22 protein-coding genes are annotated in these 24041 nt (G+C 72.5%); 6 read left to right on the forward strand and 16 right to left on the reverse strand.

Translation table 11 applies throughout. From position 1 onward, the window contains the following. The first annotated feature begins 215 nt into the window (after positions 1-215). Both ACWDN5_RS29295 and ACWDN5_RS29300 read left to right on the forward strand, forming a co-directional pair. Positions 216-1079 (forward strand): universal stress protein, encoded by an 864-nt coding sequence (locus ACWDN5_RS29295; RefSeq protein ID WP_449678543.1) that lies wholly within the window; start codon positions 216-218, stop codon positions 1077-1079. A gap of 61 nt (positions 1080-1140) precedes the next feature. Then, complete coding sequence (locus ACWDN5_RS29300; RefSeq protein ID WP_449678544.1) at positions 1141-1554, forward strand: hypothetical protein; 414 nt, start codon at positions 1141-1143, stop codon at positions 1552-1554. Here the strand turns inward: ACWDN5_RS29300 and ACWDN5_RS29305 are convergent. Next, positions 1547-2137, reverse strand: a complete 591-nt coding sequence (locus tag ACWDN5_RS29305) for a TetR/AcrR family transcriptional regulator (protein WP_449678545.1) — start codon at positions 2135-2137, stop codon at positions 1547-1549. The genes ACWDN5_RS29300 and ACWDN5_RS29305 overlap by 8 nt on opposite strands. 37 nt (positions 2138-2174) lie before the next feature. Between ACWDN5_RS29305 and ACWDN5_RS29310 the strand changes: the two genes are divergently transcribed. After that, positions 2175-2522, forward strand: a complete 348-nt coding sequence (locus ACWDN5_RS29310; RefSeq protein ID WP_310976197.1) for a cytoplasmic protein — start codon at positions 2175-2177, stop codon at positions 2520-2522. Between the two features lie 19 nt (positions 2523-2541). On the opposite strand, the gene ACWDN5_RS29315 is transcribed toward ACWDN5_RS29310, so the two are convergent. Further along, positions 2542-2985 (reverse strand): DUF6294 family protein, encoded by a 444-nt coding sequence (locus tag ACWDN5_RS29315; protein ID WP_310976198.1) that lies wholly within the window; start codon positions 2983-2985, stop codon positions 2542-2544. Positions 2986-3176: 191 nt separating this feature from the next. Between ACWDN5_RS29315 and ACWDN5_RS29320 the strand changes: the two genes are divergently transcribed. After that, positions 3177-5270 carry a BTAD domain-containing putative transcriptional regulator gene (locus tag ACWDN5_RS29320; protein ID WP_449678546.1) on the forward strand — a complete coding sequence of 698 codons (2094 nt, stop codon included), beginning with the start codon at positions 3177-3179 and terminating at the stop codon, positions 5268-5270. Between the two features lie 60 nt (positions 5271-5330). Here the strand turns inward: ACWDN5_RS29320 and ACWDN5_RS29325 are convergent, their stop codons facing one another. Beyond that, positions 5331-5690, reverse strand: a complete 360-nt coding sequence (locus tag ACWDN5_RS29325) for an STAS domain-containing protein (protein WP_449678547.1) — start codon at positions 5688-5690, stop codon at positions 5331-5333. A 110-nt stretch (positions 5691-5800) separates the two neighbouring features. On the opposite strand from ACWDN5_RS29325, the gene ACWDN5_RS29330 reads away from it, so the two are divergent. Beyond that, positions 5801-7009, forward strand: coding sequence for an amidohydrolase (locus tag ACWDN5_RS29330; RefSeq protein ID WP_449678548.1), 1209 nt, complete (start codon positions 5801-5803; stop codon positions 7007-7009). On the opposite strand, the gene ACWDN5_RS29335 is transcribed toward ACWDN5_RS29330, so the two are convergent. The 13 genes from ACWDN5_RS29335 to ACWDN5_RS29395 all read right to left on the reverse strand — a co-directional run bounded on the left by ACWDN5_RS29335 (position 6989) and on the right by ACWDN5_RS29395 (position 22799). Beyond that, the gene (locus ACWDN5_RS29335; protein ID WP_449678549.1) at positions 6989-9877 is read right to left on the reverse strand and encodes a beta-galactosidase; all 2889 of its coding nucleotides are present in this window, start codon (positions 9875-9877) and stop codon (positions 6989-6991) included. The two genes, ACWDN5_RS29330 and ACWDN5_RS29335, sit on opposite strands and share 21 nt — an antisense overlap. A 45-nt stretch (positions 9878-9922) precedes the next feature. Then, the gene (locus tag ACWDN5_RS29340) at positions 9923-10909 is read right to left on the reverse strand and encodes an arabinan endo-1,5-alpha-L-arabinosidase (protein ID WP_449678550.1); all 987 of its coding nucleotides are present in this window, start codon (positions 10907-10909) and stop codon (positions 9923-9925) included. A 133-nt stretch (positions 10910-11042) separates the two neighbouring features. Then, positions 11043-12065, reverse strand: a complete 1023-nt coding sequence (locus ACWDN5_RS29345) for a pectinesterase family protein (RefSeq protein WP_449678551.1) — start codon at positions 12063-12065, stop codon at positions 11043-11045. A gap of 64 nt (positions 12066-12129) precedes the next feature. Next, positions 12130-12900: a pectate lyase gene (locus ACWDN5_RS29350; protein WP_449678559.1), complete on the reverse strand. Its 771-nt coding sequence runs from the start codon at positions 12898-12900 to the stop codon at positions 12130-12132. Between the two features lie 210 nt (positions 12901-13110). Then, positions 13111-14397: a pectate lyase family protein gene (locus ACWDN5_RS29355; protein WP_449678552.1), complete on the reverse strand. Its 1287-nt coding sequence runs from the start codon at positions 14395-14397 to the stop codon at positions 13111-13113. Between the two features lie 10 nt (positions 14398-14407). Further along, positions 14408-15349 (reverse strand): DUF6807 domain-containing protein, encoded by a 942-nt coding sequence (locus ACWDN5_RS29360; RefSeq protein WP_310976206.1) that lies wholly within the window; start codon positions 15347-15349, stop codon positions 14408-14410. After that, complete coding sequence (locus ACWDN5_RS29365) at positions 15346-16572, reverse strand: Gfo/Idh/MocA family protein (protein WP_449678553.1); 1227 nt, start codon at positions 16570-16572, stop codon at positions 15346-15348. Before ACWDN5_RS29365 ends, ACWDN5_RS29360 begins: the two co-directional genes overlap by 4 nt. Positions 16573-16585: 13 nt before the next feature. After that, complete coding sequence (locus tag ACWDN5_RS29370; protein ID WP_449678554.1) at positions 16586-17710, reverse strand: Gfo/Idh/MocA family protein; 1125 nt, start codon at positions 17708-17710, stop codon at positions 16586-16588. Then, positions 17707-18264 (reverse strand): DUF624 domain-containing protein, encoded by a 558-nt coding sequence (locus ACWDN5_RS29375; RefSeq protein ID WP_449678555.1) that lies wholly within the window; start codon positions 18262-18264, stop codon positions 17707-17709. Before ACWDN5_RS29375 ends, ACWDN5_RS29370 begins: the two co-directional genes overlap by 4 nt. A gap of 5 nt (positions 18265-18269) precedes the next feature. Then, the gene (locus ACWDN5_RS29380) at positions 18270-19115 is read right to left on the reverse strand and encodes a carbohydrate ABC transporter permease (RefSeq protein ID WP_449678556.1); all 846 of its coding nucleotides are present in this window, start codon (positions 19113-19115) and stop codon (positions 18270-18272) included. Further along, positions 19112-20095: a carbohydrate ABC transporter permease gene (locus ACWDN5_RS29385; RefSeq protein WP_310976211.1), complete on the reverse strand. Its 984-nt coding sequence runs from the start codon at positions 20093-20095 to the stop codon at positions 19112-19114. The genes ACWDN5_RS29380 and ACWDN5_RS29385 overlap by 4 nt, the downstream gene beginning before the upstream one ends. Before the next feature lie 3 nt (positions 20096-20098). After that, positions 20099-21352, reverse strand: a complete 1254-nt coding sequence (locus tag ACWDN5_RS29390) for an ABC transporter substrate-binding protein (protein ID WP_310976212.1) — start codon at positions 21350-21352, stop codon at positions 20099-20101. Between the two features lie 250 nt (positions 21353-21602). Next, positions 21603-22799, reverse strand: a complete 1197-nt coding sequence (locus tag ACWDN5_RS29395; RefSeq protein ID WP_449678557.1) for a Gfo/Idh/MocA family protein — start codon at positions 22797-22799, stop codon at positions 21603-21605. 300 nt (positions 22800-23099) lie between these two features. Between ACWDN5_RS29395 and ACWDN5_RS29400 the strand changes: the two genes are divergently transcribed. Beyond that, the coding region (locus ACWDN5_RS29400) for a LacI family DNA-binding transcriptional regulator (protein WP_449678558.1) at positions 23100-24041 on the forward strand (942 nt) is incomplete at its 3' end.

The following is a 24041-nucleotide window of genomic DNA, read 5'->3' on the forward strand; positions in this document are numbered from 1 at the left end:
TGTGGCGGTGGGCTCGGCTGGCGGCGGCAGGCGGGGTGCGCGGCGGCAGGTTGGGGCGCCGTGGCAGGCCCGGAGGTGCGGCGGCGGGTCCGGCACGTGTGGCGGTGGGCTCGGCAGGCCGGGGTGGGCGGCGAGCCGGGGTGGGCGGCGGGCTGGGTGGGCCGGCCGCGGCAAAAGCACCCCGGGGGTGGACGTGCGGGCCTACAGTCTTGGAAATGACCGCCGCTGCCGGGTTGAAGGTTGTTGCCGGGGTGGATGGGTCGGCCGAGTCGCTTGATGCCGTCCGGTGGGGTGCTCGGGCCGCCCGGCTTCGGGGTGCTCCGCTCGAGATCGTGCACGCCCTCGATGTCTCCGCGCTTCTCGCCGGGGGTGTTGTGCCTCCGCCCGAGGAGATGGTCGATGCCCTGCGGGCCCGCGGGCGCCGGGCGCTGCGGACCGCCCGGGAACTCGCCGCCGCGCAAGGGGTGTCCGACGCCGCCACGCGGCTCGATCCCGACCGCGCCGCACAGGCGCTGGTCGAGGCCTCGCGGTCCGCCGCGCTGCTCGTCGTCGGGTCGAGCGGGCACGGCAGGCTCACCAGCCTGCTCGCCGGGTCGGTCGCCGCCGCCGTCGGGACGCATGCTCGGTGTGACACCGTCGTCGTGCGCGGGGACAGCTGGGACGAGCCCGGCGCCTCCGCGCGGCCCGTCGTCACCGGGATCGACGGCAGCGACGCCGGTGGCCGCGTCCTGGCGACCGCCGTCGCCGAAGCGCGAGCGCGGCGGGCTCCGCTGATCGTCCTGCACGCCTGGGCGGACAGCCCGCCGCCGCACCGGGATCCCCGGTGCGTCACCGAGGCCGGGCGCCGGCTGCTCGGCGAACGGGTGGACGCCCACGACACCGGGGACGTCGCCGTCGAGCAGATCGTCGTCCACGCCCATCCGCGCAAGGAACTGCTCGAACGCAGCGGCGCCGCCCAGCTGGTCGTCGTCGGCGACCGCGGCCGCGGCGGTTTCCCCGGGCTGCTGCTCGGCTCCACCGGGCAGGCCCTGCTGCACCACGCCGCCTGCCCCGTCCACCTGGTCCGCACCACCACCTGAAGGGAAGCGGAACGGAAGCGGCACCGGGCAGGATCACAAGATGCGAGAGGGAGGAAGAAAGATGAAGACTGCGGTACAGGCCGGGCTGGTCGCGTTGCTGGCCGGCACGACGGTGCTGGTGGCCCCGGCCGAGGCGGCGACGATCGTCCAGCGGACGGCCATCTGCAAGGCGGGCGGCTTCAGCGGCACGTTCACGCTCCGGTACGAGACCGACGGCAGCTACCACCGCATCCTCAGCGGGTACACCACGTCGGGCCCGTACATCGGTGACGTCGCGGGCAAGGTCTCCCTGCGGATCTCCTACCGCGCCGGCTCGGCGACGCACACGGTGTACTCCCAGACGGCGGCGACGACCGGGAACACCACCTTCACGATGCCGTCGACCACCGCCGTGCCGACCATGTACGCGGGCACCGCGGCGGCGACCTTCGACAACGGCACGAGCTCCTGCACCGCGACGGTGCCGATCAGCTAGCCGCCTGTTCGAGGGCCGCGCGCAGGATCGCGCGGGCCGAACCGGCGAGGACCTCGGCCGCCTGGGGGCGGTCGAGGCCGCCGATGTCGGTGAGCCACACCAGGGACTCGATGCCCGTCGCCGAGCGGATGGCCACCGCCAGCGCGTGGACGTCCAGCGTGTCCGCCAGCGGGGCCAGTGCCTCCTCGATCCAGCGGATCGCCCGGCCGCGCCGCAGCACCGGTTGCGGCGCGCCGGGCTCCAGGGACAGCCTCAGCTGTGCACGCAGCTGGGGCTCCCAGCGCAGGGTGAACTCGAGGAACGCCCGCATCACCAGGTCGAGGCGGGCGACCGGGTCGGCGGGCGCGTCCGGGGGCAGCAGGCCCGCGTCGCCGGAGATCTCCGGGTACGCGGCCAGCAGCAGCGCGCGCTGGTTCGGGAAGTACCGGTAGGCCGTGGTGCGGGAGATCCCGGCCGCCTCGGCGGCGTCCTCGACCGTCGGGGAAACGCCGTTCGCGAGCAGTTCGTGCGCCGCCGCGACCAGTGCCGCGCGCGTCCGGCCCTTCTGCCGGCTCCGGCCCGTGGACTCATACGGTACCTCCATGCCATCATGGTACTCACGTCCCACGAAGGAGGCGGCCATGACCGGTGACCCGGCCGAAACGAATCCCGAGCTGTACCGCGTGGTCTTCGAGAACGAGCGGGTGCGGGTCCTGGAGTACCAGGACACCCCCGGCGACCGGACCGCCCCGCACCGCCACCCCGACACGGTGATGGTCACGCTGAGCGCGTTCAGCCGCCGGATCTCCGCCGGCGGCCGCGAGGTCGGCGTCGAACTGCCCGCCGGTGCGGTGCGCTGGGTCGCGGCCCAGGAGCACGCGGGCGAGAACGTCGGCGCCACGCCGACGCACGCGATGTTCGTCGAACTCAAGGAGCCCCGCCCCGGCGGCGCCGTCGCGGGCACCGCCCTGGGCCCCGGCGGACCGTGACCCGGGGCGGTTCCGTGGTTCAGCAGCTCGAGTGCTGGATGGTCTTGAAGATGTTGACAGCGCTGAAGAGCGACGCGTCGTAAGTGAAGTGCTTCGTCCAGAAGTAGCGCGGCGGCGGGTTGCCGTCGTCCATCCGCGGGCTGTCGAACGTGCCCGCCGAGAACAGCTTCGTCCCGGCCGTGGTCTTGAAGTCGAAGCTGGAGTGCCAGACGTCGCCGGAGTGCGTCTGGAACGTCAGCGTCGTCGCGCTCCAGTCACCCGTGCCGTCCGACCGGATGATCATGGTGCCGTTGTCCTGCTCGCAGTCTCCGACGTGCAGCTGACCCCAAGTGGCACTTTTCACCTCGAGGACCGCCGCGGTGTGCGCCGGCGCGGCGCTCGCCGCCGGCGCGCCCGCGAGCACCGCCGCGCCCGTCGCCGCGAGGGCGAAAACCGGTGCGAGACCCCGAATCATGCGTTTCATGGACTTCCTCCCGAAGAACCGGTGGCCGCGGACCCTCCCGGTCCGCGCCTGCCGAGCCTCGCAGTGCCCGTCGACAATCCATCGACAGTTCGTCGACGCAGGTTCACTCGGGCGTCGGATGTATCCCACGGCGTCCGGCCCGCTCCTGTACGCCGGAGCGCGCGGGATAACCGCGTCGCGGAGGGGCGGGCATGGGCGGGGTGGACCTCGGGGTGCTGGGACCGTTCGAAGTGCGGCTGGACGGCGAGCCGCGGGACGTCGGCGGCCCGCGCCTGCGGACCCTGCTGGCCGTGCTGACGGCGGAGGCGGGCCGTGTGGTCAGCGTTCCCGCGCTCAGCCGCGCGCTGTGGGGCGAGAAGGCTCCCGCACACGCGGACCGCACGGTGCGGACGTACCTCTCGCGGCTGCGCGGCACGGTCGGCGCGGAGGCGATCCGCACCCGGCCGCCGGGATACGCCCTGCACCTCGCGCCGGAGGCCCTCGACGCCGCGCGGTTCGAACAGCTCGCCGCCGAGGGACGGCGGGAGCTGGCCGCCGGGGAGCCCGCGGCCGCCCGGCAGCGGCTGGCCGCCGCGCTGGACCTGTGGCGCGGCCACACCGCCTACGAGGAGTTCGGCGACGTCGAAACCCTGGCGGCGGAAGGGATGCGGCTCGACCGGCTGCGGCACAACGCCGTCCAGGACCGGATCGACGCCGACCTCGCGCTCGGCGAGGACACCGGGCTGATCGCCGAGCTGGAAGCGCTGACCGCCGCGTTCCCCGGCCACGAACGGCTGTGGGGGCAGCTGATGACGGCGCTCTACCGGGCCGGGCGGCAGAGCGACGCCCTGGAAGCGTTCCGCCGGGCGCGGCACGGGCTGATCACCGCGTCCGGGGTGGAGCCGTCCCCGGTGCTGGCCCAGGTGCACCGCCGGGTGCTCGCCCACCACCCGGCGCTGCTCGCCACCCGGGCGGCCGCGGTGGTGACCGACGACGCCCTCACCGCGGGCGAGCACGCCCTGCTCGAGGACGGCGACCTCCGGACCAGCCGGGAGCACTTCGAAACCGCCTACGTGCGGGCCGAGCGGGCCGGGGACGCGACCGCCCTCGCCCGCGCGGCCCTCGGCCTGGGCGGGGTGTGGGTGCACGAACACCGGACGGCCGTCGCGGCGGCGTCCCTGCTGACCCGGTTGCGGCACGCCCTGGCGCAGGTGGCTCCCGGCTCGGCACTGGAACTCCGGCTGCAGGCCCGGCTCGCGGCCGAACTGGACTACGAGGCCGGCACCCACGACCGCGTCCTCGCGGCGGCCGCGCGAACGCGGGCGGCGGGCGACCCGGTCGCGCACGCCGAGGCGCTGAGCCTGGCCCACCACTGCCTGCTCGGCCCGGACCACACCGCGCGGCGGCAGGCCCTGGCCACCGAACTCGTCGGGGTACGCACAGGCCGGCGCACCGACCTGGTGATGGGCGTGCTGTGGGACACCGTCGACCGGTTCCTGGCCGGCGACCCGCACGCCGAGCGGCGCCTCGGCGAGCTCGACGACCTCCTGGCCGAGCGCAAGCACCTGGCTGCGGGGTTTGTGGCCGACGCGCTCAAGGTCATGCTGGCCATCCGCGCCGGCCGGTTCCGCGAGGCCGAAGCCGGGGCGCAGGCCTGCGCCGAAGTCGGCCAGGCCGCGGGCGACTTCGACGCGCTGGGCTGGTACGGCGCGCAGCTGGTGGCGATCCGGTGGTTCCAGGGCCGGCTCGGCGAGCTGGTCCCGGTGCTGGACGGCCTGATGCACTCCCCGACGCTCAGCCCGATCGACAACTCGTACTACGCCGCCCTCGCGGTGGCGGCCGCCTCGGCCGGCGACCGCCGCACGGCCGCGGGCGCGCTGGCCCGTCTGTGCGGCGAAGACCTGGGGGCGCTGCCGCGGTCGAGCACCTGGCTGACGTCGTTGTCGGGGGCCGCGGAAACGGCGTACCTGCTCGACGACCGCGCGACGGCAGCGCGGGTCTACGAACTGCTGGCGCCGTTCGGGCCGTTGCCGGCGATGGCGAGCCTGGGCGTCGCGTGCTTCGGCTCGGTCCACCACCCGCTCGGGACGACGGCGTTGACGGCCGGCGACCCCGGCCGGGCGGTGACGCACCTGCGCGCCGCGGTGCGGCACAACCTGGCGCTCGCCCACTGGCCGGCGGTGGTGTTTTCGCGGCGCCGGCACGCCGAGGCGCTGGTCCGCCGCGGGGAACCGGGCGACCGGGCGGCGGCGGACCGCGAGTGGGCCGCGGCGGACGAGGAGGCGAAGACGTTCGGCGGGCGGTGAGGTGCTCCGGCCGGGCGCTCCGCCGCTGCCGAAGAGGCCCGGGAGTGCCGCCGGTTGCCGTTACCGGGCGATGAGCTGCTCCGGCCGGCCCTCCATCCGGAACAGCGGGGCGATCGCGGCCCGGTCCAGGGCGCGCCGCACCACCACCGAGCACTTCAGCGCCAGCTCGATGCCCTGCTCCGCACAGCGGGACCGCAGGCGGCCCAGTGACGCCACGCCCGTCACCCCGCAGAACCCCACGCCCAGCAGGTCGACCACCAGCCGCTGGGGAGCCGCCGCCACCGCGCGGTCGAGTTCCTCGTCGAGGCGGGGGCGGGTGGCCATGTCGATCTCGCCCGTGACCGTGACCCGCAGCGTTCCCGGGCGGGGTTCCGCGGTCGTCGCCGTCAGCAGCATCGCGGACAGGTCGGGGGCGCTCATCGGGGTGCTCCTTCCACGGGTTCAGCGTTGATGATCACCTCTACCCCGCGGCCGCGGCCCCCAAACCGACCGAAGTGTGTGAAGCTCGGAAACGACTGTGAGGAGCGACGATGCCCGGACTTCTGCTGCGCGACGGCCGTCCTTGGAGAACCACCGGCCCCGCGGACCTCCTCGTCCGCGACGGCGTCATCACCGCCATCGGCCCCGGTATCGGCGCCGAAGACGCCGGGGACGCCGAAGTGGTCGAGCTCGGCGGCCGGCTCGTCCTGCCGGGACTCGTCGAAGCGCACTGCCACCTCGACAAGACCCTTTACGGCGGCCCCTGGCGGCCGCACTCCGCCGGGCCCGCGCTGGCCGACCGGATCGCCGACGAACGCCTCCGCCGCACCGAACTCGGGCTGCCCGATCCCGCCCGGGTCAGCGCGCTGCTGGAAACCATGGCCGCCGCCGGGACCACGCACGTCCGCACGCACACCGACGTCTACGCCGGGACCGGCCTCACCGGGGTCGAGGTCGTCCGCGATGCCGCCGCGCGGCTGGCCGGGCGGATCAGCGTCGAGCAGGTCGCCTTCCCGCAGAGCGGCATCCTCGGCAACCCGGGCACGGCCGCGCTGCTGGAAGAGGCGATCAAGCTCGGCGTGCACGCCGTCGGCGGGATCGACCCGGCCGGGATGGACCGCGATCCGGTCCGCCACCTCGACGTCGTCTTCGGCCTCGCCGAACGCCACGGCGTGCGGATCGACCTGCACCTGCACGACCCCGGCTCGCTCGGGGTGTTCGAGCTCGAGCTGATCATCGACCGGACCCGGGCGGCCGGTCTCGCCGGGCGGGTGACGGTCAGCCACGCCTACGCCCTCGGCCAGGCCGACGACGCGACGCAGGACCGGCTGGCCGCCGGGCTGGCCGAAGGGGGCATCACGATCACCACGGCCGCCGTCTTCGACTTCCCGGTCCCGCCGGTGCAGAAGCTGCGCGCGGCCGGGGTGAACGTGGCGTGCGGGCACGACGACATCCGGGACCTGTGGAGCCCCTACGGCAGCGGCGACCTCCTCGACCGGGCGATGCACCTGGCCTACCGCAGCACCTTCCGCCGGGACGAGGACATCGAAATGGCCCTGGAAGCCGTCACCTACGGCGGCGCGAAAGCCCTCGGCCTGACCGGCTACGGCCTCGCCGAGGGCGCGCCGGCCGACCTCGTGGTGGTCGACGCGGAGACCCCGGCCCACGCCGTCGTGACCCGCCCGCCGCGCGACCTGGTCGTCAAGGCGGGCCACATCGTCGCCCGCGGCAAGGCGCTTTCACCGCCGCCGGCCCGGTGACGACACCGGCCGGACCGCGACCCCTCCGCGCGCCGTGCCCAGGTCGGTCAGCGCGACCTTCTCCAGGCCGTTGCCCGGGCCGCCGTCGCTGGTCACCGCCAGCGCCAGGGTGTTGCGGCCGTGCGGGTCGAGGATCCCGGTCGGCAGCACGAACGTGTGCTGCGGGCCGACGTCCCCGATGTACTGGCCGACGTTCCAGCCGTTGAGGAACACCAGCACCCGGTAGCGGCCGCCGGAGCGGGGCCTCGCCGGGTCGCCGATCGTCAGGCCCACCGAGGTGTCCTGGTCGCGCGGGATCCGCAACGAGAACGTCGTGCGGTACCACGTCGTCCCCGGGTCGGCCGCCGGTGCGGGCACCGCCGCCGGCGTCCACTCGCGGTCCGGGAAGCCCGGCAGGTGCCAGCCGGCGCGTTCGCCCGCGAGCCCGCCGTTGTTCAGCGGGCCGCGCACCGGGTCCGCCGTCCCGCCCTGCAGCTTCCACGCCACCCCGGTCAGCGACGAAGAGATCAGCCCCCGGCCTTCCTTGTGCGCGTCGTTGACGCCGCCGTCTTCGTTGTGGCCGTTGTTGCGGACCATCACCGACAGCACGTGCGAGCCGTCGCCGCGCAGGCCCTCCGGCACGGTGAACACCGCGGTGCCGGTGGTCGGCGGCGCGGCCAGCGCGGACGGCAGGACGTGCTGGCCGAGGTACTGCCCGTCCAGCCACGCCTGGAGCATCCCGGCGCCCCCGCCGCCGTACCGGAGGCCGAGCTGCTCCCCCGGCGTCCCGGTGAACCGCCCTCGGTACCAGACGTCGCCGACGCCGAAGCCGTAGTCGTCCGCGGTCAGCACCGGCTGCCCGGCCGGCGGCGGAGTCGTGCTGTTCGTCGTCGTCCGGTCCGCCGGCGGCCACGCCGAGTCGTCGTACCCCGGCTCGGCCTCCGGGGAGCCGGGGGCCGAGCGCCAGCCGGTGAGCTCCGGCAGGCGCGGGCCGGCCGGTCCCGGCACCGGCCGGAACGCGACCACGCTGCCCGACGCGGTGGGCCGCACCGGCACCGGGGCGCCGTTCCACCACAGCAGCGGACCGCGGGCGCCCCACACTTCGAGGTCCCTCGGCGCCTTCGTGTCGCCGGTCAGCACGATCCCGGCGTGGGCGGTCCGCACCAGGTCCGGCCCGCGCACGAGCAGGCCGTCCACCGGCCAGAACGTGTCCGCGGTCGCGTCGTCGGCGAGCAGCAGCGTGACGGCCGGGCGGCCGCCGCCGCTGATCCGGACCCGCGCGAGGCCGTCGTGGCGGTAGTCCAGGCGCAGGTCGTGGCCCGACCAGGTGCTCGTGACATTTCCGGCGAGGACGTCCACTCGCGGCCGCGTCGCGTACCGCAGCACCGTCTCGCCGGTCTCCCCCGGCCGGCCGTGCAGCAGCACGGTGCCGGCGGCCCGGGCCATCAGCTCCGACGTCGAGTACACCAGGTGCTGGCCCGCGACGTCGAAGTTCGCGACCAGGTACTTGGCGTCCTGCCCGGCCAGCCGCAGCGGAACGGTGTAGTCACCGTCCGATGTGGACAGCGGGAAGGTGAAGGAGTCGTCCGTCGTCGCGTTCGGCGGCGAGTGCACCGGCAGGTAGAAGTGCACCCCGGTGTCCGGGTTGACGTTGTGGTAGACCTTCACCGCCGCCGACGACGGCGTCACCGGCGCGGCCCGGTCCATCTTGGCCAGATCCGGCACGGTGGCCAGGAAGGACCCGATCTCCTTCATGGTCAGCGCCTTCGGCCGCAGCTGACGTCCTTCGTCGATCGCCGAGCCGTAGTCGTAGGAGCTGTAGACGACCGGCGCCGGGAGCCCGCCCCACGACGTGCCGCCGAAGGTCATGTAGAAGTTCTGCAGCGTCAGGCCGTTCGCCAGGTTGGTGCCGTAGAAGACGCGCTCGTAGCCCGGCCCCTGCCGCACCGCGGTGCACGGGTAGGTGCCGTTGCTGCCCCAGTAGTCGAACCAGCCGCCGCCGAACTCGGCGGCGAACCCCGGCGTGTTCGGCGACGCGCTCGCACCGCCTTTCGCCCCGCCCGGCCCGTAAGTCCCCCAGTCCGGGGCCGCGTTCGGGTTGCCCGGCGTCGCGTCGGTCCGGCAGGTGCCGCCGGGGTAGCCGTCGAAGGCGTAGAGGTCGACCTTGCCTTCGACGGTGCCGGCCACCCCGGAGCCCGGCGGCACCCAGATGCCGTTGCGGCCCTTGTCGTTGTGGAAGACCGGGACGGTGATCCCGTCGGCGCGCACCTTGTCGTAGAGGTGGGCGATGTAGTTGCGCTGCGCGGTGCCGGTGGCGGCCAGCTCGTTCTCGATCTGGTAGAGGACCACCGGCCCGCGGCCGTCGGTGTACTGGTGGCGGGCGATGATCCGGTCGATCCGCGACAGCCATTCGTCGGACGCGGCGAGGTAGTCGGGCGCGTCGCTGCGGGCCCGGCCGGCCTGGGTGCTCAGCCACGCCGGGAAGCCGCCGCCGGTGACCTCGGCGTTGATGTACGGGCCGGGCCGCGCGATGACGTACAGCCCGGCTTCGGCGGCGAGGTCGAGCACGCGGTCCATGTCCCGGACGCCGGTGAAGTCGTACACCCCCGGCGCGGGCGAGTGGTAGTTCCAGTCGAAGTAGATCGAGACCGCCGTATAGCCGGTGGCCTTCATCTTCTGCAGCACGTCCCGCCACAGGTCCGGGCTCGGCAGCCGGAACGGGTGGAACTCGCCGGACCAGACGATCTGGCGGCGCCCGTCCAGCATCAGCGAGTACTTGTCGAACGTGACCTGGTGCCTCGGTGACGCCGCCGGGACGGCCGAGGCCGGTGCCGTACAAAGCCCCGTCGCGACGAGCAGGGTGACGAGCAGGGACAGGAACCGCCGCATGGCTGGATTCTCCGGTCGGACGAGGTATAGGTCGTTATACGGAAGTCAGTACACGTACGGCCAGCCGGCGCTGTCGTAGCCGATGAGGTTGATGCCGAGCTTGCCCGTCAGCGGCGTCGCGTCCGAGTAGTAGTAGTGGTAGACCAGCACGTCGGCGTCGGAGTCGTGGACGACGGCGACGTGGCCGGGGCCGTGGACCGCGCCGTGGCTCGCCAGGATCTGGGTGCCGCCGCCCGCCGTCATCCGGACACCGTTGCGATCGGCGTAGGGGCCGGTGATCGACGTCGAACGGCCGACCATCACGCGGTAGGTGCTCTTGGTGCCCTGGCAGCACAGGTCCCAGGAGACGAACAGGTAGTAGTAGCTGCCGTGCTGGATGATGAACGGCGCTTCCTCGGCCGAGGTGCTCCCGGTGCGCTGGGCGATGCCGCGCAACGCGGTGTCGGAGGTGCTGCGCTTGCCGGTGGCCGGGTCGAGCCGGATCATCTTGATGCCGGTCCACCACGAGCCGAAGCTGAGCCACCAGCGGCCGGAGGAGTCGACGAACAGGTTCGGGTCGATCGCGTTGTAGTCGTTGCTCGTGCTCGTCTGGATGACGATGCCCTGGTTGGTCCAGCTGCCGGGCAGGCCGGTCGTGCTGGTGGCCAGGAAGATCGCCGAGTTGCGGGAGCCGAGCGACGAAGCGGCGTAGTAGAGGTAGTACTTGCCGTTGTGGAACGAGATGTCCGGCGCCCACAGGTACTCCGGCTTGGCGGGATCGGTGAAGGGCGCGGTCCACGGGGCGCCGTTCGGCCAGACCGAGCCGATCTTCGTGAAGTGGATCCGGTCGGTGGAGCGGCGGATCTGCAGGTACTGGTCGGTCGAGTAGAGCAGGTAGCTGCCGTCCGCCGCGCGGATCATCGCCGGGTCGTGCACCGCCTCGATGTCCCCGGTCACGTACCCGGGATCCGGGTAGGTCGCGGCCTGCGCGGCGGGGGCGCTCAGCAGGGCGGCGGCGACGGCGGCGATGGCCGGGAGGCGGCGCAGCTTCATGGGTGTCCTCGGGGTCGGCGCTGATCCGGAACGCTGTTAACGCTAACAACGTCTGACGGTGAGCATGGTCGGCGGTCACGGGCCGGTGCGTCAAGGGCCGGACGGAGGGTCTCCCCCGCCCGGCCCCCGGCGGTCAGTGCACGGGGTTCCACCCGTCGCCGCCGGCCAGGTACTTCTGCGGGGTGTAGTTCCCGGCCTGCGCGGCGGGCAGCTGCGGCCGGTCGGTCCCGGTCCCCGCGCCCGGGCCGGTGTTGCGGTACTCGGTGAACCGGGCGTCCTTCCAGGAGAAGCCCGACATGTCGGTCCACGGCGCCTGCTTGATCGCCGCCGGCAGGGACGTCTCGCGGATCAGGACCTGGGCGATGGCGTCGACGTCGCCGCCCGGGTGCCACGGGCGGCCCAGGTAGAAGCTGGCGTCGGCGGCCGGGCTGAGCACCTTGCTGCCGGTGATCAGGAAGCCGTACGGGTTCGACCGCCGGGTGCTGGCCGCGGTCAGGAAGCCGTTGTTGCTGCTGGAACCGCGGTCGAGCGCGGTGATGGTCACCCGGTCGAACACCGCCGTCGCGCGGCCGAAGAGGAAGTCGACGTCGCCGCTGATGGCACAGTTGCGGTAGTACTGGCGGCCGACCGTGCCGACCGCCGCGGTGTCGGCGTAGAGGGTGTCCTGGTGGCCGAGGAAGGTGACGTTGTCGAAGACCATCCGGTCGCCGGTGGTCTTGACCGCGACCGCCTGGGTGTCCTTGATCTCCGGGTGGGCGCCCCGGTCGAAGGAGTTGCGGAAGGTCAGCGCGGTGGCGGTGAAGCCGTTCGCCGCGATCGTCGCGGTCGCGCTGCCGGACGTCCCGTACGTCGAGCCGTCGGGTTTCTTCGTCCCGCTGGCGTTGTCGTAGTCGATGACGACGTCGGCAGCCTTCCCGGTGGTGCCGCGCATGGTGATCCCGGTCTTGCCGGACGGCACCGAGACGACTTCGCGGTAGGTGCCGGGCTTGATCGAGATCGTGCCGCCGGCCGAGACGGCGTTGATGCCGGCCTGGACCGTCGGGTAGTTGCCGGAACCGTCCTTGGCCACGACGACGTTCGCCGCCGCGGCCCCGGCAGCCGGCGCGGTCAGCGACGCTCCCGCCACCACCGACGCGACGAGCAGGGTCTTGAACATGGCGCCTCCACGGTGGAACGCGCGGGGGTACCGGACGGCGGCCGGCACCCCCGGCGCGGGTCGGTTACTGGTAGGTGATGTTGGCCGCGGTGTAGAGGCAGTTCGTCGAATCCGGACCGCTGCCGACCTTCGTCGGCTCGCCGCTGGTGACGCCCTTGTACTTCTCGCAGGGCACGATCTTGCGGCTGGAATCCCCGACGATGGTGATCCGGGTCAGCTTGGCGGTGTCACCGTAGTTGGTGTTGATGCCGACGAGCGTCTTGCCGGGCACGGTGGCGGTGACGTTGTCCACGACGACGTTGCGCTTGTACTGCGTCTTGCAGTTGCCGCAGGAGCGGTACAGCTTGCCGAAGTCGTTGACCTGGAAGTTGCGGATGTACATCGTGCCGGGACCGTTGTGCTGGAACACCTTGTCCGAAGCCTTGCGCGCGCCGCCGCCGTCGATGGTCATCGTCTGCGAGGCGGACGTGCCCTTGAAGGTCGCGGCGTCTTCGCCGACGTCCTCCCACCAGACGTTGAGCAGCGTGCAGGTGCCGAGGCAGTGCACGCCGTCGGCGGCGGGGCTGCCCAGGACGACGTTCTTCAGCGTGGTGCCGTTGGCCAGCTGGAACAGCGGGCTCTGGCCCTCGTCCTGGCCGCCGCTGCCGAGGTCGCCGGTGCCGTAGAACCGCTTGAGCCCGCCGTCGTAGGTGCCGCTGGTGACCTTGATCGTGACACCCACCGGCACGCTGCCGCTCGGCGTCGGCCACGACGCGGCCGACGCGGTGGCGCCGGTGCCGACCGCCGCCGAAACGGCGAGCGCGGCGACCGCCACGACCCGGATGATCCGGGACATCGTTGGGGGAACCATTCATCACTCCCTGGTCTCGTGCGTTCAATCGGCGCTGATGGAAAACGTCCGACCGGGTTGTGAAAGCGCTTTCTCGCCCCCGAGTTTCGGGTTGCGGGTCGTGGCGTGTCAATGTCGTTCGCCGCAGCGGCGCGCATGTCGCCCGGATGGTCGCCGCCGGCGCGGGTTTTCAGAAAACGCCGAAACTGTCGAAGGTCAGCGGCCGGGCCCGACGGTCGCCAGTACCAGCGCCGGAACGGCCCAGGTGGGATCGAGGCGTTCGACGAAGGCCGGCGTCCAGCCGACGTCCGAACCCAGATCCGGGTCGTTGGCCGCGTTGTATTCGGCCAGCAGGTCGACCGCGTGCGGCCACTGGTTGCCCTGGGCCACCAGCGTTCCGGTCGCGTACAGCACGGTTCCCTTCCAGTAGTGCACCAGCCGGCCCAGCGGCAGCCCGGCCGGGATCCGGAAGAAGTTGTTCTCCGCGTACGTCCGGGACTCCACGCCGACGCCGAGCGAATACGTGTAGGCGGCCGGGTCCTCGATCGAGTAGAGGTTGTCGTAGACGTGCACCTGGCCGTACCGCACCCGCGGCGCGCGCTGCCCGATCTCGGAGAACAGGTTGTGGTGCAAGGTGACCCGCAGCTTGCCGACGTCGTAGGTGGGTTTGTCGGTGTTGCCGATCAGCATGGTCTTGTCGTGGTCGTGCAGCCGGTTGTAGGACACCGTGACCAGGTCCGCGCCGTTGACGATGTCGAGCAGGCCGTCGTGGACCTCGTACTTGCGCCCGAAGTACGTCGGCTGCGTGTCGTTCCCGCCGTCGCTGAAGTCGTTGTGGTCCACCCAGACGTGCGTCGCGCCGACCAGGTCGAGGTTGTCGTACTCGGAGTTCCAGTTGCCGTCGGCGGTGTCCAGGGGGTCCCACTGCGGGAAGCAGTCGTGGGCATCGGAGAAGTGCAGGTTCCGCAGGATGACGTTGTCACCGGTGACGCGCAAGGTGAGCCCGTGCAGCGTCGCGTCGCGTCCCAGGCCGACGATCGTGGTGTTCGGGCCGACGTCGAGGACGACCTGCTTCGCCTGGTTGGCCTGCGACCGCTCGCGCGCTTCCTCCAGCGGCCCGGACGGCGGCACTCTCCCCCAGGTGGCCGGGTCGTACGCCGCCAGGTACGCCGGAAGGCTGTACGCCGGATCGGCGAAACTTTCGCAGCTCACGGGCCGGTCGGTCGCGTCCACATTGCCCTCGACCGTGCCGCGGACGTAGATGATCTTCGGTGCGCCGGGCTGCGCGGCCAGCGCGGCCGCGAGTTCCGAGCGCTTGGTCACCGTGCGGATGTCTCCGCGAGCGGCGGCCGAACCGCCGGTGGTGCCGGTGGTCGCGGCGGCCCAGCCGTCGTGGGCGCCGAGGACGACCCGGCCGGGGTCGCGGCCGTGGGCTTGGGCGGGTGCCGCGGTGAGCGTCAGTCCGAGCAGGGCGAAGCACCCCGCGAAAGCCTTCCAGCGCATGTCGGCTCCTCTAGTCGGTGTCCGGTCTCCGGAGCGCCCGCGCGGCGTGCCGGGCGAGCCCGGCCGTGTCCGGGGCGCCGTCGATCACGACGACGTGGTGGGTCAGGGCCAGCTCCTCGCCCGGTTCGAGCAGCCACGGCCGGTGGTAGGTCGCGGCGAAGCTGACCACGGGGAACGGTTCGGCGCGGACGTACCAGGCCGTCGGGTGGGCGGCGTTGTCCGGGCTGTCGGCGAACAGCAGCGTCGAGGTCCGCAGGCTTTCGTCGTGCTGGCCGGTGAAGGCGAGCCAGGGCGCCCGGTGGCCCATCGCGTCGGCCGCGGACTTCCCGTCCGACGTCCGGACCGTGCCGCCGACGAACGAGCGCGGCCCGCGCCAGAACAGGCCGCCGTAGCCCGCCGTGTCGCGGCCCTCGGTGACCGGGCTCCCCCAGCGCAGCTCGTGACCGCTGGTGTTGCGCAGCCGGCTGGACCAGGTGAGCGTCCAGTGCCCGCCGCGCAGCGAGACGTCCCCGAACCGCAGCGTCCGGTGTTCGGTGAGCCAGCGCCGTCCGGCCGCGGTGCGCCAGGCCAGCTCGTGCCGCAGCTCGCAGTGCCCGCCGGCGTCGTCGATGCTCTCCCAGCGGACGTGGCCGACGGTGCCGTTGTTGTCGAGCGGGGTGTAGCCGCGGCCGCGGACGTAGGTGCGGCCGCCCCAGAAGTTCTCGCCGGAGAGGTGAGCCATGGTGAACTGCAGGCCGTTGTGCCAGGTGTGGTCGTGCGGCCGGACGGCGGTCACGACCTCCCCCGCGGTGGTGCGCAGCGGGTGCAGGTACGGCTTGGGCGAGTCCCCGGCAGGCGTCGGCGGCTCGACGACGTACTCGGCCAGGACGACGTCGCCGAGGCGGACGCGCACCCGGCCGTCGGCCTCCTCGGTCGCCTCCGGTGTGCTGTCCCCCACCGCGGCCCGGCTCACGCCGGTTCCCCGATCTCCCCCAGCAGTTCCCCGACGGACACGGACCGCCCGGTTTCCAGGGACCGGTTCGCGGCCAGCCCGGTGAGCAGGGCCTGCAGGCCGGCGTCGTGGTCGGCCGCGCAGCCGAGCGCGTCCGGTTCGGCGTCGCCGAGCAGCTCCGCGAGCATCCGTTCGTCGCCACCGCCGTGCCCGTCCCCGAGGAGTCCGTCGAACACGGCTTCCGCCGGTTCCCAGTGCCGTTGCACGGTCAGCCGGGCGCGCGCCCGCTTCGCCACCGGCTCGGCGCCGGGCGCGTACTCGTTCTCCCGGACGTCCAGTTCCAGCCGTCCTTCGCTGCCGGAGAACGCGACGCGATAGCCCTCCCGCGGCGAGTACGCGTGCAGGTGGTAGTTCAGCACCGCTCCGCCGTGGTGGCGCACGAGCACGGACACGTCGTCTTCGATGGTGACGCCGGGCGCGAACACGTCCTGGTTGCGGACATAGCCGTCCTCCCGCTCGGCGTCGAGGTAGAGCGCGCGCAGCTTGGGTGACGCTTCGAGGTCCAGCGCGAACCGGTCGCCATCGGTGCGGTGGCCGGTTCTGTCGCCGTAGAAGAACAGCCGGCCCAGCGCGAACACCGTTTCGGGGCCGGTGCCGAGCCACCAGTTGACGAGGTCGAAGTGGTGGCCCGACTTGTGCACGAGCAGGCCGCCCGAGTTCGCCTTGTCCCGGTGCCAGCGGCGGAAGTAGTCGGCGCCGTGCGCGGTGTCGAGCAGCCAGCTGAACTCGACCGAGCCGATCGCCCCGATTGCCCCGGTGGCCAGGAGTTCCCGCACCCGGCGGTGCACCGGGTTGTACCGGTAGTTGAAGGCGACCCGCACCGAACGGCCCGTCTCGCGCCGCGCGGCGAGGATCCGCCGCGCGCCTTCGACGTCGGTCGTCATCGGCTTCTCCGTGACGACGTCGCAGCCGGCCTCCAGCGCGGCGACGACGTAGCCGGCGTGCGTGTGGTCCGGCGTGCACACCACGACGACGTCGATGCGTTCCTTCGCCAGCATCGCGGTGAAGTCGTCCGGCCGGTAGCCGGGGATTCCCGTACCGAGCCAGCCGTTGTGGACCCGCATGCGGGTTTCGTTGTGGTCGCAGAAGGCCGCGAGCTCGGCCCGCGGCGACGTGGCCAGGGCCCGGGCGAACAGCTGGGCGCGGGAGCCCAGGCCGACGATCGCGTGGCGACGCACGGCCATCACCTCATCTCTTTCAGGCGCGCGTGCCGGCGCCGGTCCAGGGCAGGGCGAGTTCCGAGAAGAGCGCGAGCCGTTCGGCCGCGGTGTCGACGTCCCGGTCCACGCCCGGCACGACGAAGTGCCGTTCGGGCCCGGTGTCCACGGCCTGGACCCACTCGGCGGGCAGCGGCAGCGGTTCGGGGGCGTCGCGGACCGCTTCCACCAGCGCGGTGAACGCGCGGGTGGCCGCCAGCGGGGCCAGCAGCGGCTCGCCGTCGCGGACGTGCGTGACGAGGTTGGCCAGCAGGTCGCGGGGCGGCGCGACCGTGCGCTGCCGGCCGCCGATGGTGACCAGGTCCGTCTTGTAGTGCCAGCGGATCCGGCCTTCGGTGCCGTGGACCAGCACGTACGGCTCGTGGTCGGCCTCGGCGTCGAGCGTCGCGGCGACGACGACGTCCGGTGCCCCGGCGAAGCTCAGCCGGGCGCAGGCGGTGTCGTCGGACTCGATGTCCCGCGCCCGGTACAGCTCGACGGCGATCCGCTCGGGCACGTCCTCGGCGGTGCCGTTCACCAGCAGGGCGGTCGCGACGGCGTGGGCGAACGGGTTGGTCAGCGCCCCGTCCACGACCGGCTGCCCGCCGACCCGGCGGCGGCCGGCCCACTCGGCGCGGGCGAAGTACCGGTCCCGCCGGATCCACGCCCCGGCGGCGGCGATCCCGGTGACCGTCCCGATCTCGCCGTTTCCGATCGCCGCCCGGACGACGGGGACGGCGGCGGAGCCGAAGCTCTGGAAGCCGGTCTGGCAGGCGCGGCCGCGGGCCAGCTCGGCGAGTTCGCCGAAGGCCGCGAGGTCGAGCACCGGCGGCTTCTCGACGAGCAGGTGGCACCCGGCGGTGAGCGCGAGCCTCGCCAGAGGCAGGTGGGTGTGCGGCGGGGTGGCCACCACGGCGACGTCCGGCGTGGTGCGAGCGAGCAGTTCGGCCGCGTCCCGGGTGATGACGGCGCCTTCGGGGAGCAGCGCGCGCGCCTCCGGCGGCGGCTCGCGGATGTCGCACGCCCCGGCGAGGACGAGTTCGCCGCGGTCGTGCAGGGCGCGGGCCCGGCGCAGGTGCTGGCCCGCGTAGCCGGCCATGCCGAAGACGACGACGTCCGGCCTCATCGGCGGCCACCGGTCGCGACGGCGGCCAGGGCGAGCGGCCCGGCCACCACGAGGGCGAGGATCGGCAGCATCCAGACGAGCAGGACGGCGATCCCGAGGGCCGCGGCGAGGAGCAGAGCGTTCCTGGGGTCGGCGGCGGTTTCCCGGGCGGCGGTCGACATCGCCCGGCGCCAGGCCGGGCCGCCGGTCGCCACCAGCTCGCACGTCCGCACGGCGACCACCACCCCCGCCACCGCCAGCACCCACAACGCCGGCTTCAGCACCCCCGCCCCGGGCATCGACGTCACCACCTCGAGGTCCACCGCGAACACCACCACCGCCGCCACGAACCCCAGCCCGAAGAGCACCCCGCCCCGCGCGGCCTCGCGGAAGTCCGCCCAGAACGTCGTCCACAGTGGACTCCCCACGTCCCGGCGGGCCCGGTCGAGGACCCGGCAGCCCGCCACGAGCGCCGGAGCCGCCGTCACCACCGGAACCGACGCCAGCGCGACCAGCAGCCCCGCCAGCAGGCAGTCCGAGAAGTCGCCGAGCCCGGTTCGCCATCGGGTACGCATCGCCGTCACCCCTTCAGGCCGCTGGTGCTGACGCCCTCCACCAGCAGCCGCTGGAAGGCGAGGAAGAACAGCACGATCGGGACCAGCGCGAGCGCGGACATCGCGAACATCGCGCCGAAGTTCGACTCGCTGCTGGTGTCGACGAACAGCCGCAGCCCCAGCGGCACGGTGAACTTCTCCGTGTCGTTCAGGTACACCATCTGCGTGAAGAAGTCGTTCCACGTCCAGATGAACGTGAAGATCGACGTCGTCACCAGCGCCGGTTTCGACAGCGGCAGCACCACGTGCCAGAACGTGCGGTAGACCGAGCAGCCGTCGATGATCGCCGCTTCGTCGAGCTCGCGCGGGATCCCCCGCATGAACTGGACGATCAGGAACACGAAGAACGCCTCGGTGGCCAACAGCTTCGGCAGGATCAGCGGGACGACCGTGTTGACCAGCCCGGCCTGCTGGAAGATCACGTACTGCGGGATCAGCGTGACGTGGTAGGGCAGCATCAGGGTCGTGATCATGAACGCGAACAGCGCGCCCCGGAACCGGAACTTCAGCCGGGCGAAGGCGAACGCGGCCAGTGAGCACGACAGCACGTTCGCCGCCACCGACAGGCCGGCCACCAGGAACGAGTTGAGGAAGAAGCGGCCGAACCCGACGTCAGCCGCGCCCTCCCAGCCCTTCGGGTAGCCGTCGAAGACGAACCGGGTCGGCAGCAGCGCGAGCCGGGACAGGATCTCGTCCGGCGGCTTGACCGACGCGAACGCCAGCCACACCAGCGGGTACAGCACGATCGCGACGATGACCAGGCACAGCACGTGCCGGCCCACCGAGCGGGCACTCCGCGGCAGCACCGTCATTTGCGCTCCCCCGTGCTCTCCACGTCGTCGTAAAAGACCCAGAGCTTCGCCGTGCGGAACACGATGGCCGTCACGATCGCGATGACCACCAGCAGCACCCACGCCATCGCCGACGCGTAGCCCATCCGGAAGTCCTGGAAGCCGACCTCGAACAGGTAGAGCGTGTAGAACAGGTCCGCGTCGGCCGGGCCGCCGCGGCCGCCGCCGATGACGAACGCCGGGGTGAACGCCTGGAAGGCGTGGATCGCCTCCATCACCAGGTTGAAGAAGATCACCGGCGAGAGCATGGGCAGCGTGATGTGCCGGAACCGGCGGAATGCGCCCGCGCCGTCGATCGCGGCCGCCTCGTGCAGTTCCGCCGGGATCTGCTTGAGCCCGGCCAGGAAGATCACCATCGGCGCGCCGAACTGCCAGACGCCCAGCAGCACGATCGAGGCGAGGCTGAACTGCGGGTCGTCGACCCAGCTCGGCGTGTGCCAGCCGAAGAAGGCGAGGACCTCGTTGACCGGGCCGCCGCCCATGAACAGCGCCCGCCACACCAGCGCCGCCGCGACACTCGCGCCGAGCAGCGAAGGCGCGTAGAACGCTGCCCGGTAGAAGCCGTTCGCGCCGCGGCGGGTGTTCAGCAGCATCGCCACCAGCAGGGACACCGCCAGCTTCAGCGGCACCGAGACCAGCACGTAGATCAGCGTGACCTTGACCGACTGCAGGTAGCGGTCGTCGCCGGTGAACATGTGCGCGAAGTTGCCGAACCCGACCCACTCCGGCGAGGTGAACAGGTCGTAGTCGGTGAACGACAGGTACAGCGAGACCACCATCGGGCCGACGGTCAGCGCCACCGCGCCGAGCAGCCACGGCGTGAGGAAGGCGAACGCCTCCGGCTGGCTCTTGCGGCGGCGCCCGGCCGGACGGCCCCGGCGGCCGCGCGCGGCGGGCGCCGGGGGCGCGACCGGCGGGTCCGGCGTGCGCAGGGTCGTCATCGGCTAGGACAGTCCCTTCTGGGCTTCGGTCATGAACCGGTTGACCGCGTCGTCGATGCTCATCCGGCCGAACGCGACCTCTTCGTACGTGCGCTGCAGCAGCTTCTGGATCGCCCCGGCACCCTTCGGCGGCACCGGTGGCGCGGCCCCGAGCTTCGGCTCGAGCGCGGCCTCGTAGTCGTAGAGCGTCTTGTCGTTGCCCTTCGCCGACGACGCCAGCTGCGCGCGGACCTTGAGGTTCGGCGCGAGCCCGCGGTCGGTACCGACGATCTTGCCGACCTCGGGGTCGTTGATCAGGAAGTCGACGAGCTTCGCGGCGGCCTCCTGCTGCTGGCTGCGCGCGGACACGGCGAGGAACATCGACGGCCGCCGGTACTGCCCGGTGTCGCCGTTCGCGCCGGTCGGGTACGGCGCCACGTTCAGCGGCTTGCCGTTCGCCTTCTGGTAGGCCGGCAGCAGGTTGTCGTAGGCGAACTCCGAGCTGGTCAGCTTCTTGCCCAGCGGGGACTGCTCGGGCGAGGTGTTGTAGGACGCCGTGACGTCGGCGGGCGAGGCGGCCTTGGTGTCGCGGAACCTGCTCGCCAGCTGCCAGTAGCCGCGCAGGTCGCCGGCGGTGAAGCCGAGCTTGCCCTCGGGGGTGTAGAACTGCTTGCCCTGCTGGCGCAGCCAGATCTCCAGCGTGGTGTCGAGGATGCCGAAGTCGGTCACCCCGCGCGCCGGGCCCGCGGTGCCGGCCTTCCGGGCCACCTCGGCGTAGGCGTCCCAGGTCATCCCCTTCGCCGGGTCGCCGCCGGCCGCGGTGAAGGCCGCCGGGTCGTAGATCATCGCCGGGGTGTTCTGCGCCCACGGCACGGCGTAGCGCTTGCCCTGGTAGACGCCGGTGGCGGCCAGTTCCGGGTTCACGTCGGCGAGCGATATCGCCTTGCCCGCACCGGAGTTCAGGTCGGCCAGGACGTTGCGGCCGCCGTATTCGGCCAGGTAGCGGCTGTCGACGTTCAGCACGTCCGGCGGCTTGCCCCCGGCGGTCTGCGTCGCCAGCTTCTCCCAGTAGGCCGCGTACGCCGAGAACGACGTCTGCACCTTGATGCTGGGGTTCTTCTGCTGGAAGAGCTCGACGGCCTTCTTCGTGAGGTTCGCCCGCCCTTCGCTGCCCCACCAAACGAAGTTGATGGTCACGTTCCCGCCACCACCGGAGTCCGAGCCGCAGGCGGCCACCCCGGTCAGCAGCAGCGGGACCACCACGGCCAGCGCGGCCACACCCCGCCTCTTGGTCCTGCGCTCAGTTGTCCGCCCCATCGAACTCTCCGTCCTCAGCGTGTCAGCACTTTTCTGAAAACGCTGTCAGCGCGCTCACGGTAGGCAGTGCGCCGCAGCGGTGTCAACGGGCAAACGGTGGCAATACTCCTTGCGCACCAACGCTTTCACGGTTCAGCGGGCATGTCGAGAAAGCGCTTACAGCAGCGGCGTCGACGACCGGGCTGCCAGCGCTGGTGCGCACCGGCCGGGGCTATCCGGTGCGTTCGGCGGCCGCGCCGCCCGTCCGGCGTCGTGCGGCACTCGCCCACGGGACGCCGATTTCCGAGAACAGCGCCAGCCGGTCCGCGGCGACGGCGACCTCTTCGCCGATCCCGCGCACGACCGGGTGCCGGCTCGCCCCTTCACCGACCGTGCGGATCCAGCCCGCCGGGATCCGCGACGGCGACGGCGCGTCCCGCACCGCCTCGACCACCGAGGCGAACGCCCGGGTCCCGGACAGCGGCGCGAGCAGCGGCACGCCGTCCGGGTCGAGGTGGTGGGCGATCAGGTTGCGCAGCAGGTCGGCCGGTTCGCCGAGGTGGCACCGCTCGTCGTCGATCTCGAGGCGGTGGCTCTTGTACCAGAACTTCGCGCGCGCCCGCTCGCCGTGCACGACGACGTAGGGCTCGTGGTCCTGTTCGGCGCACAGCGAAGCGGCGACGACGATTTCGGGCCCGTCGGCGAACCGGATCCGCAGGCAGGCGGTGTCGTCGGCCTCGATGTCCCGGGTGCCGTAGAGCTCGAGGGCGATCTCCTCCGGGTCACGCCCGGCTACCCCGCCGACCAGCAGCGCGGTGGCCACGGCGTGGGAGAACGGGTTGGTCAGGGCCCCGTCGACGACGGCCTCGCCGTCGAGCCAGCGCCGGCCGGCCCACGGGTTGCGGCGGTAGTAGGCGTCGGTGCGGATCCACGCCCCGGCCGCGCCGACACCTACCACCGTACCGAGCTTGCCGTCGGCGATCGCGGCTCGCAGGACCGGCAGCACCGGGGAGCCGAAGCTCTGGAACCCGGCCTGGCAGGCCGCCCCGGTCTCCGCGGCCAGCCGCGAGAGCGTGGTGAAGCCGTCGAGGTCGAGCACCGGCGGGGTCTCCAGCAGCAGGTCGCTGCCCGCCCTCAGCACCGCGGCCCCGGCCTGGACGTGCGCGTGCGGCGGCGTCGCGACGACGGTGATGTCCGGGCGGCAACGGCGGAGCAGGTCATCGACACTCGGGTGCGCGGTGCCGCCGGGCGGCAGCAGCGCCCCGGCGGCGGCCGAGGGAGGCCGGATGTCGGCCATGCCGGCGAACCGGACCAGGCCTTCGTCGTGCAGGATTCGCGCGCGGTGCAGATAGCTGAAGGCGTAGCCGGACGTGCCGACGACCGCCAGCCTCGGCGGGTCCGCCACGGTGCGGCTCCGGCTCCCCGACATGGATCTCCGATCGGCGGGCACCGGTGGGCGGCCCGCGCGGGACTGACGAATGGGGTCAGGCTTTCGGGAGAAACTTCCGGTCGCCACCGTAGGGTGTGCGCGACAAACGTGTCAATCATCAGGACCGCGATGTCGAAATCATCGAAAATTCGATACTCCGGATGGCGGCGCGGGTTTCGAGATAGCGCTTACTGGAATAGACCAGCTCGGCCTGCAAGTCGCGGGAACGGTTTGCAAGATTTGTTGACAACGCTCGCGGCCGTTTCCATGATGTTGCTCGGAGCCTGCCGAGGAGTTGCCGTGACCGTGACCATTCACGACGTCGCCCGCCGGGCCAACGTGTCGATCTCGACCGTCTCACGGGCGTTCACGTCCCCGGACCTGGTCCGGCAGCAGACGCGCACCCGGGTGCTGGCCGCGGCCCACGAGCTGGGTTACCACGCCGCCGGCGCGCCGCAGCCGGGACCGGCGGCCCGCACCGGGCACATCGGGATCGTGGTCTCCGACCTGGGCAACCCGTTCTTCACCGGGGTGCTCAACGGCGTCCAGGCCCGCGCCCGGCAGAACGACATCGCGGTGCTGTTCGCCAACAGCGACGAGGACCCGGCGATGGAGCAGAACCTCGTGCGCCGGATGGCCAAGCAGGTCGACGGCGTCGTGCTGTGCAGCCCGAGCATGACCGACGACCAGCTGCGCGCGCTCGCCGGCCAGACGACCCTGGTGCTGCTCAACCGGGAGGTGCCGGGAATCCCGTCGATCGTGCTGGACGCCGCGGACGGCATGCGCCAGGCGATCGAGCACCTGGCCGCGTTGGGCCACCGCCGCTGCGCCTACCTGGGCGGGCCGCGGGCGTCGTGGGCGAACCGCGCCCGCAAGCAGGGCCTGGCGGAGACCGCGCAGAAGCACGGCACGGACGTCGTCGAGTTCGGCCCGTTCCCGCCGGTGTTCGAGGGCGGCCTGCAGGGCGCGGACCTGGCGCTGGCGGCGGACGTGACGGCGATCATCGCCTACAACGACCTGGTCGCCTTCGGCGCGCTGGCCCGGCTGAACGCCCGCGGCGTGCCGGTGCCGGACGAGATCAGCCTGGTGGGCTTCGACGACCTGGTGTTCGCGGCGATCTCGGCGCCCCCGCTGACGACGATCGCGATGCCGACCGAGGCGGCGGGCCGGGCGGCGGTGACGATCCTGCTGGGCCTGCTCGACGGCGAGGCCGACGAGCACACGGCGCAGGTGCTGGACACG

This window comes from Amycolatopsis sp. NPDC003731 (assembly GCF_053586895.1).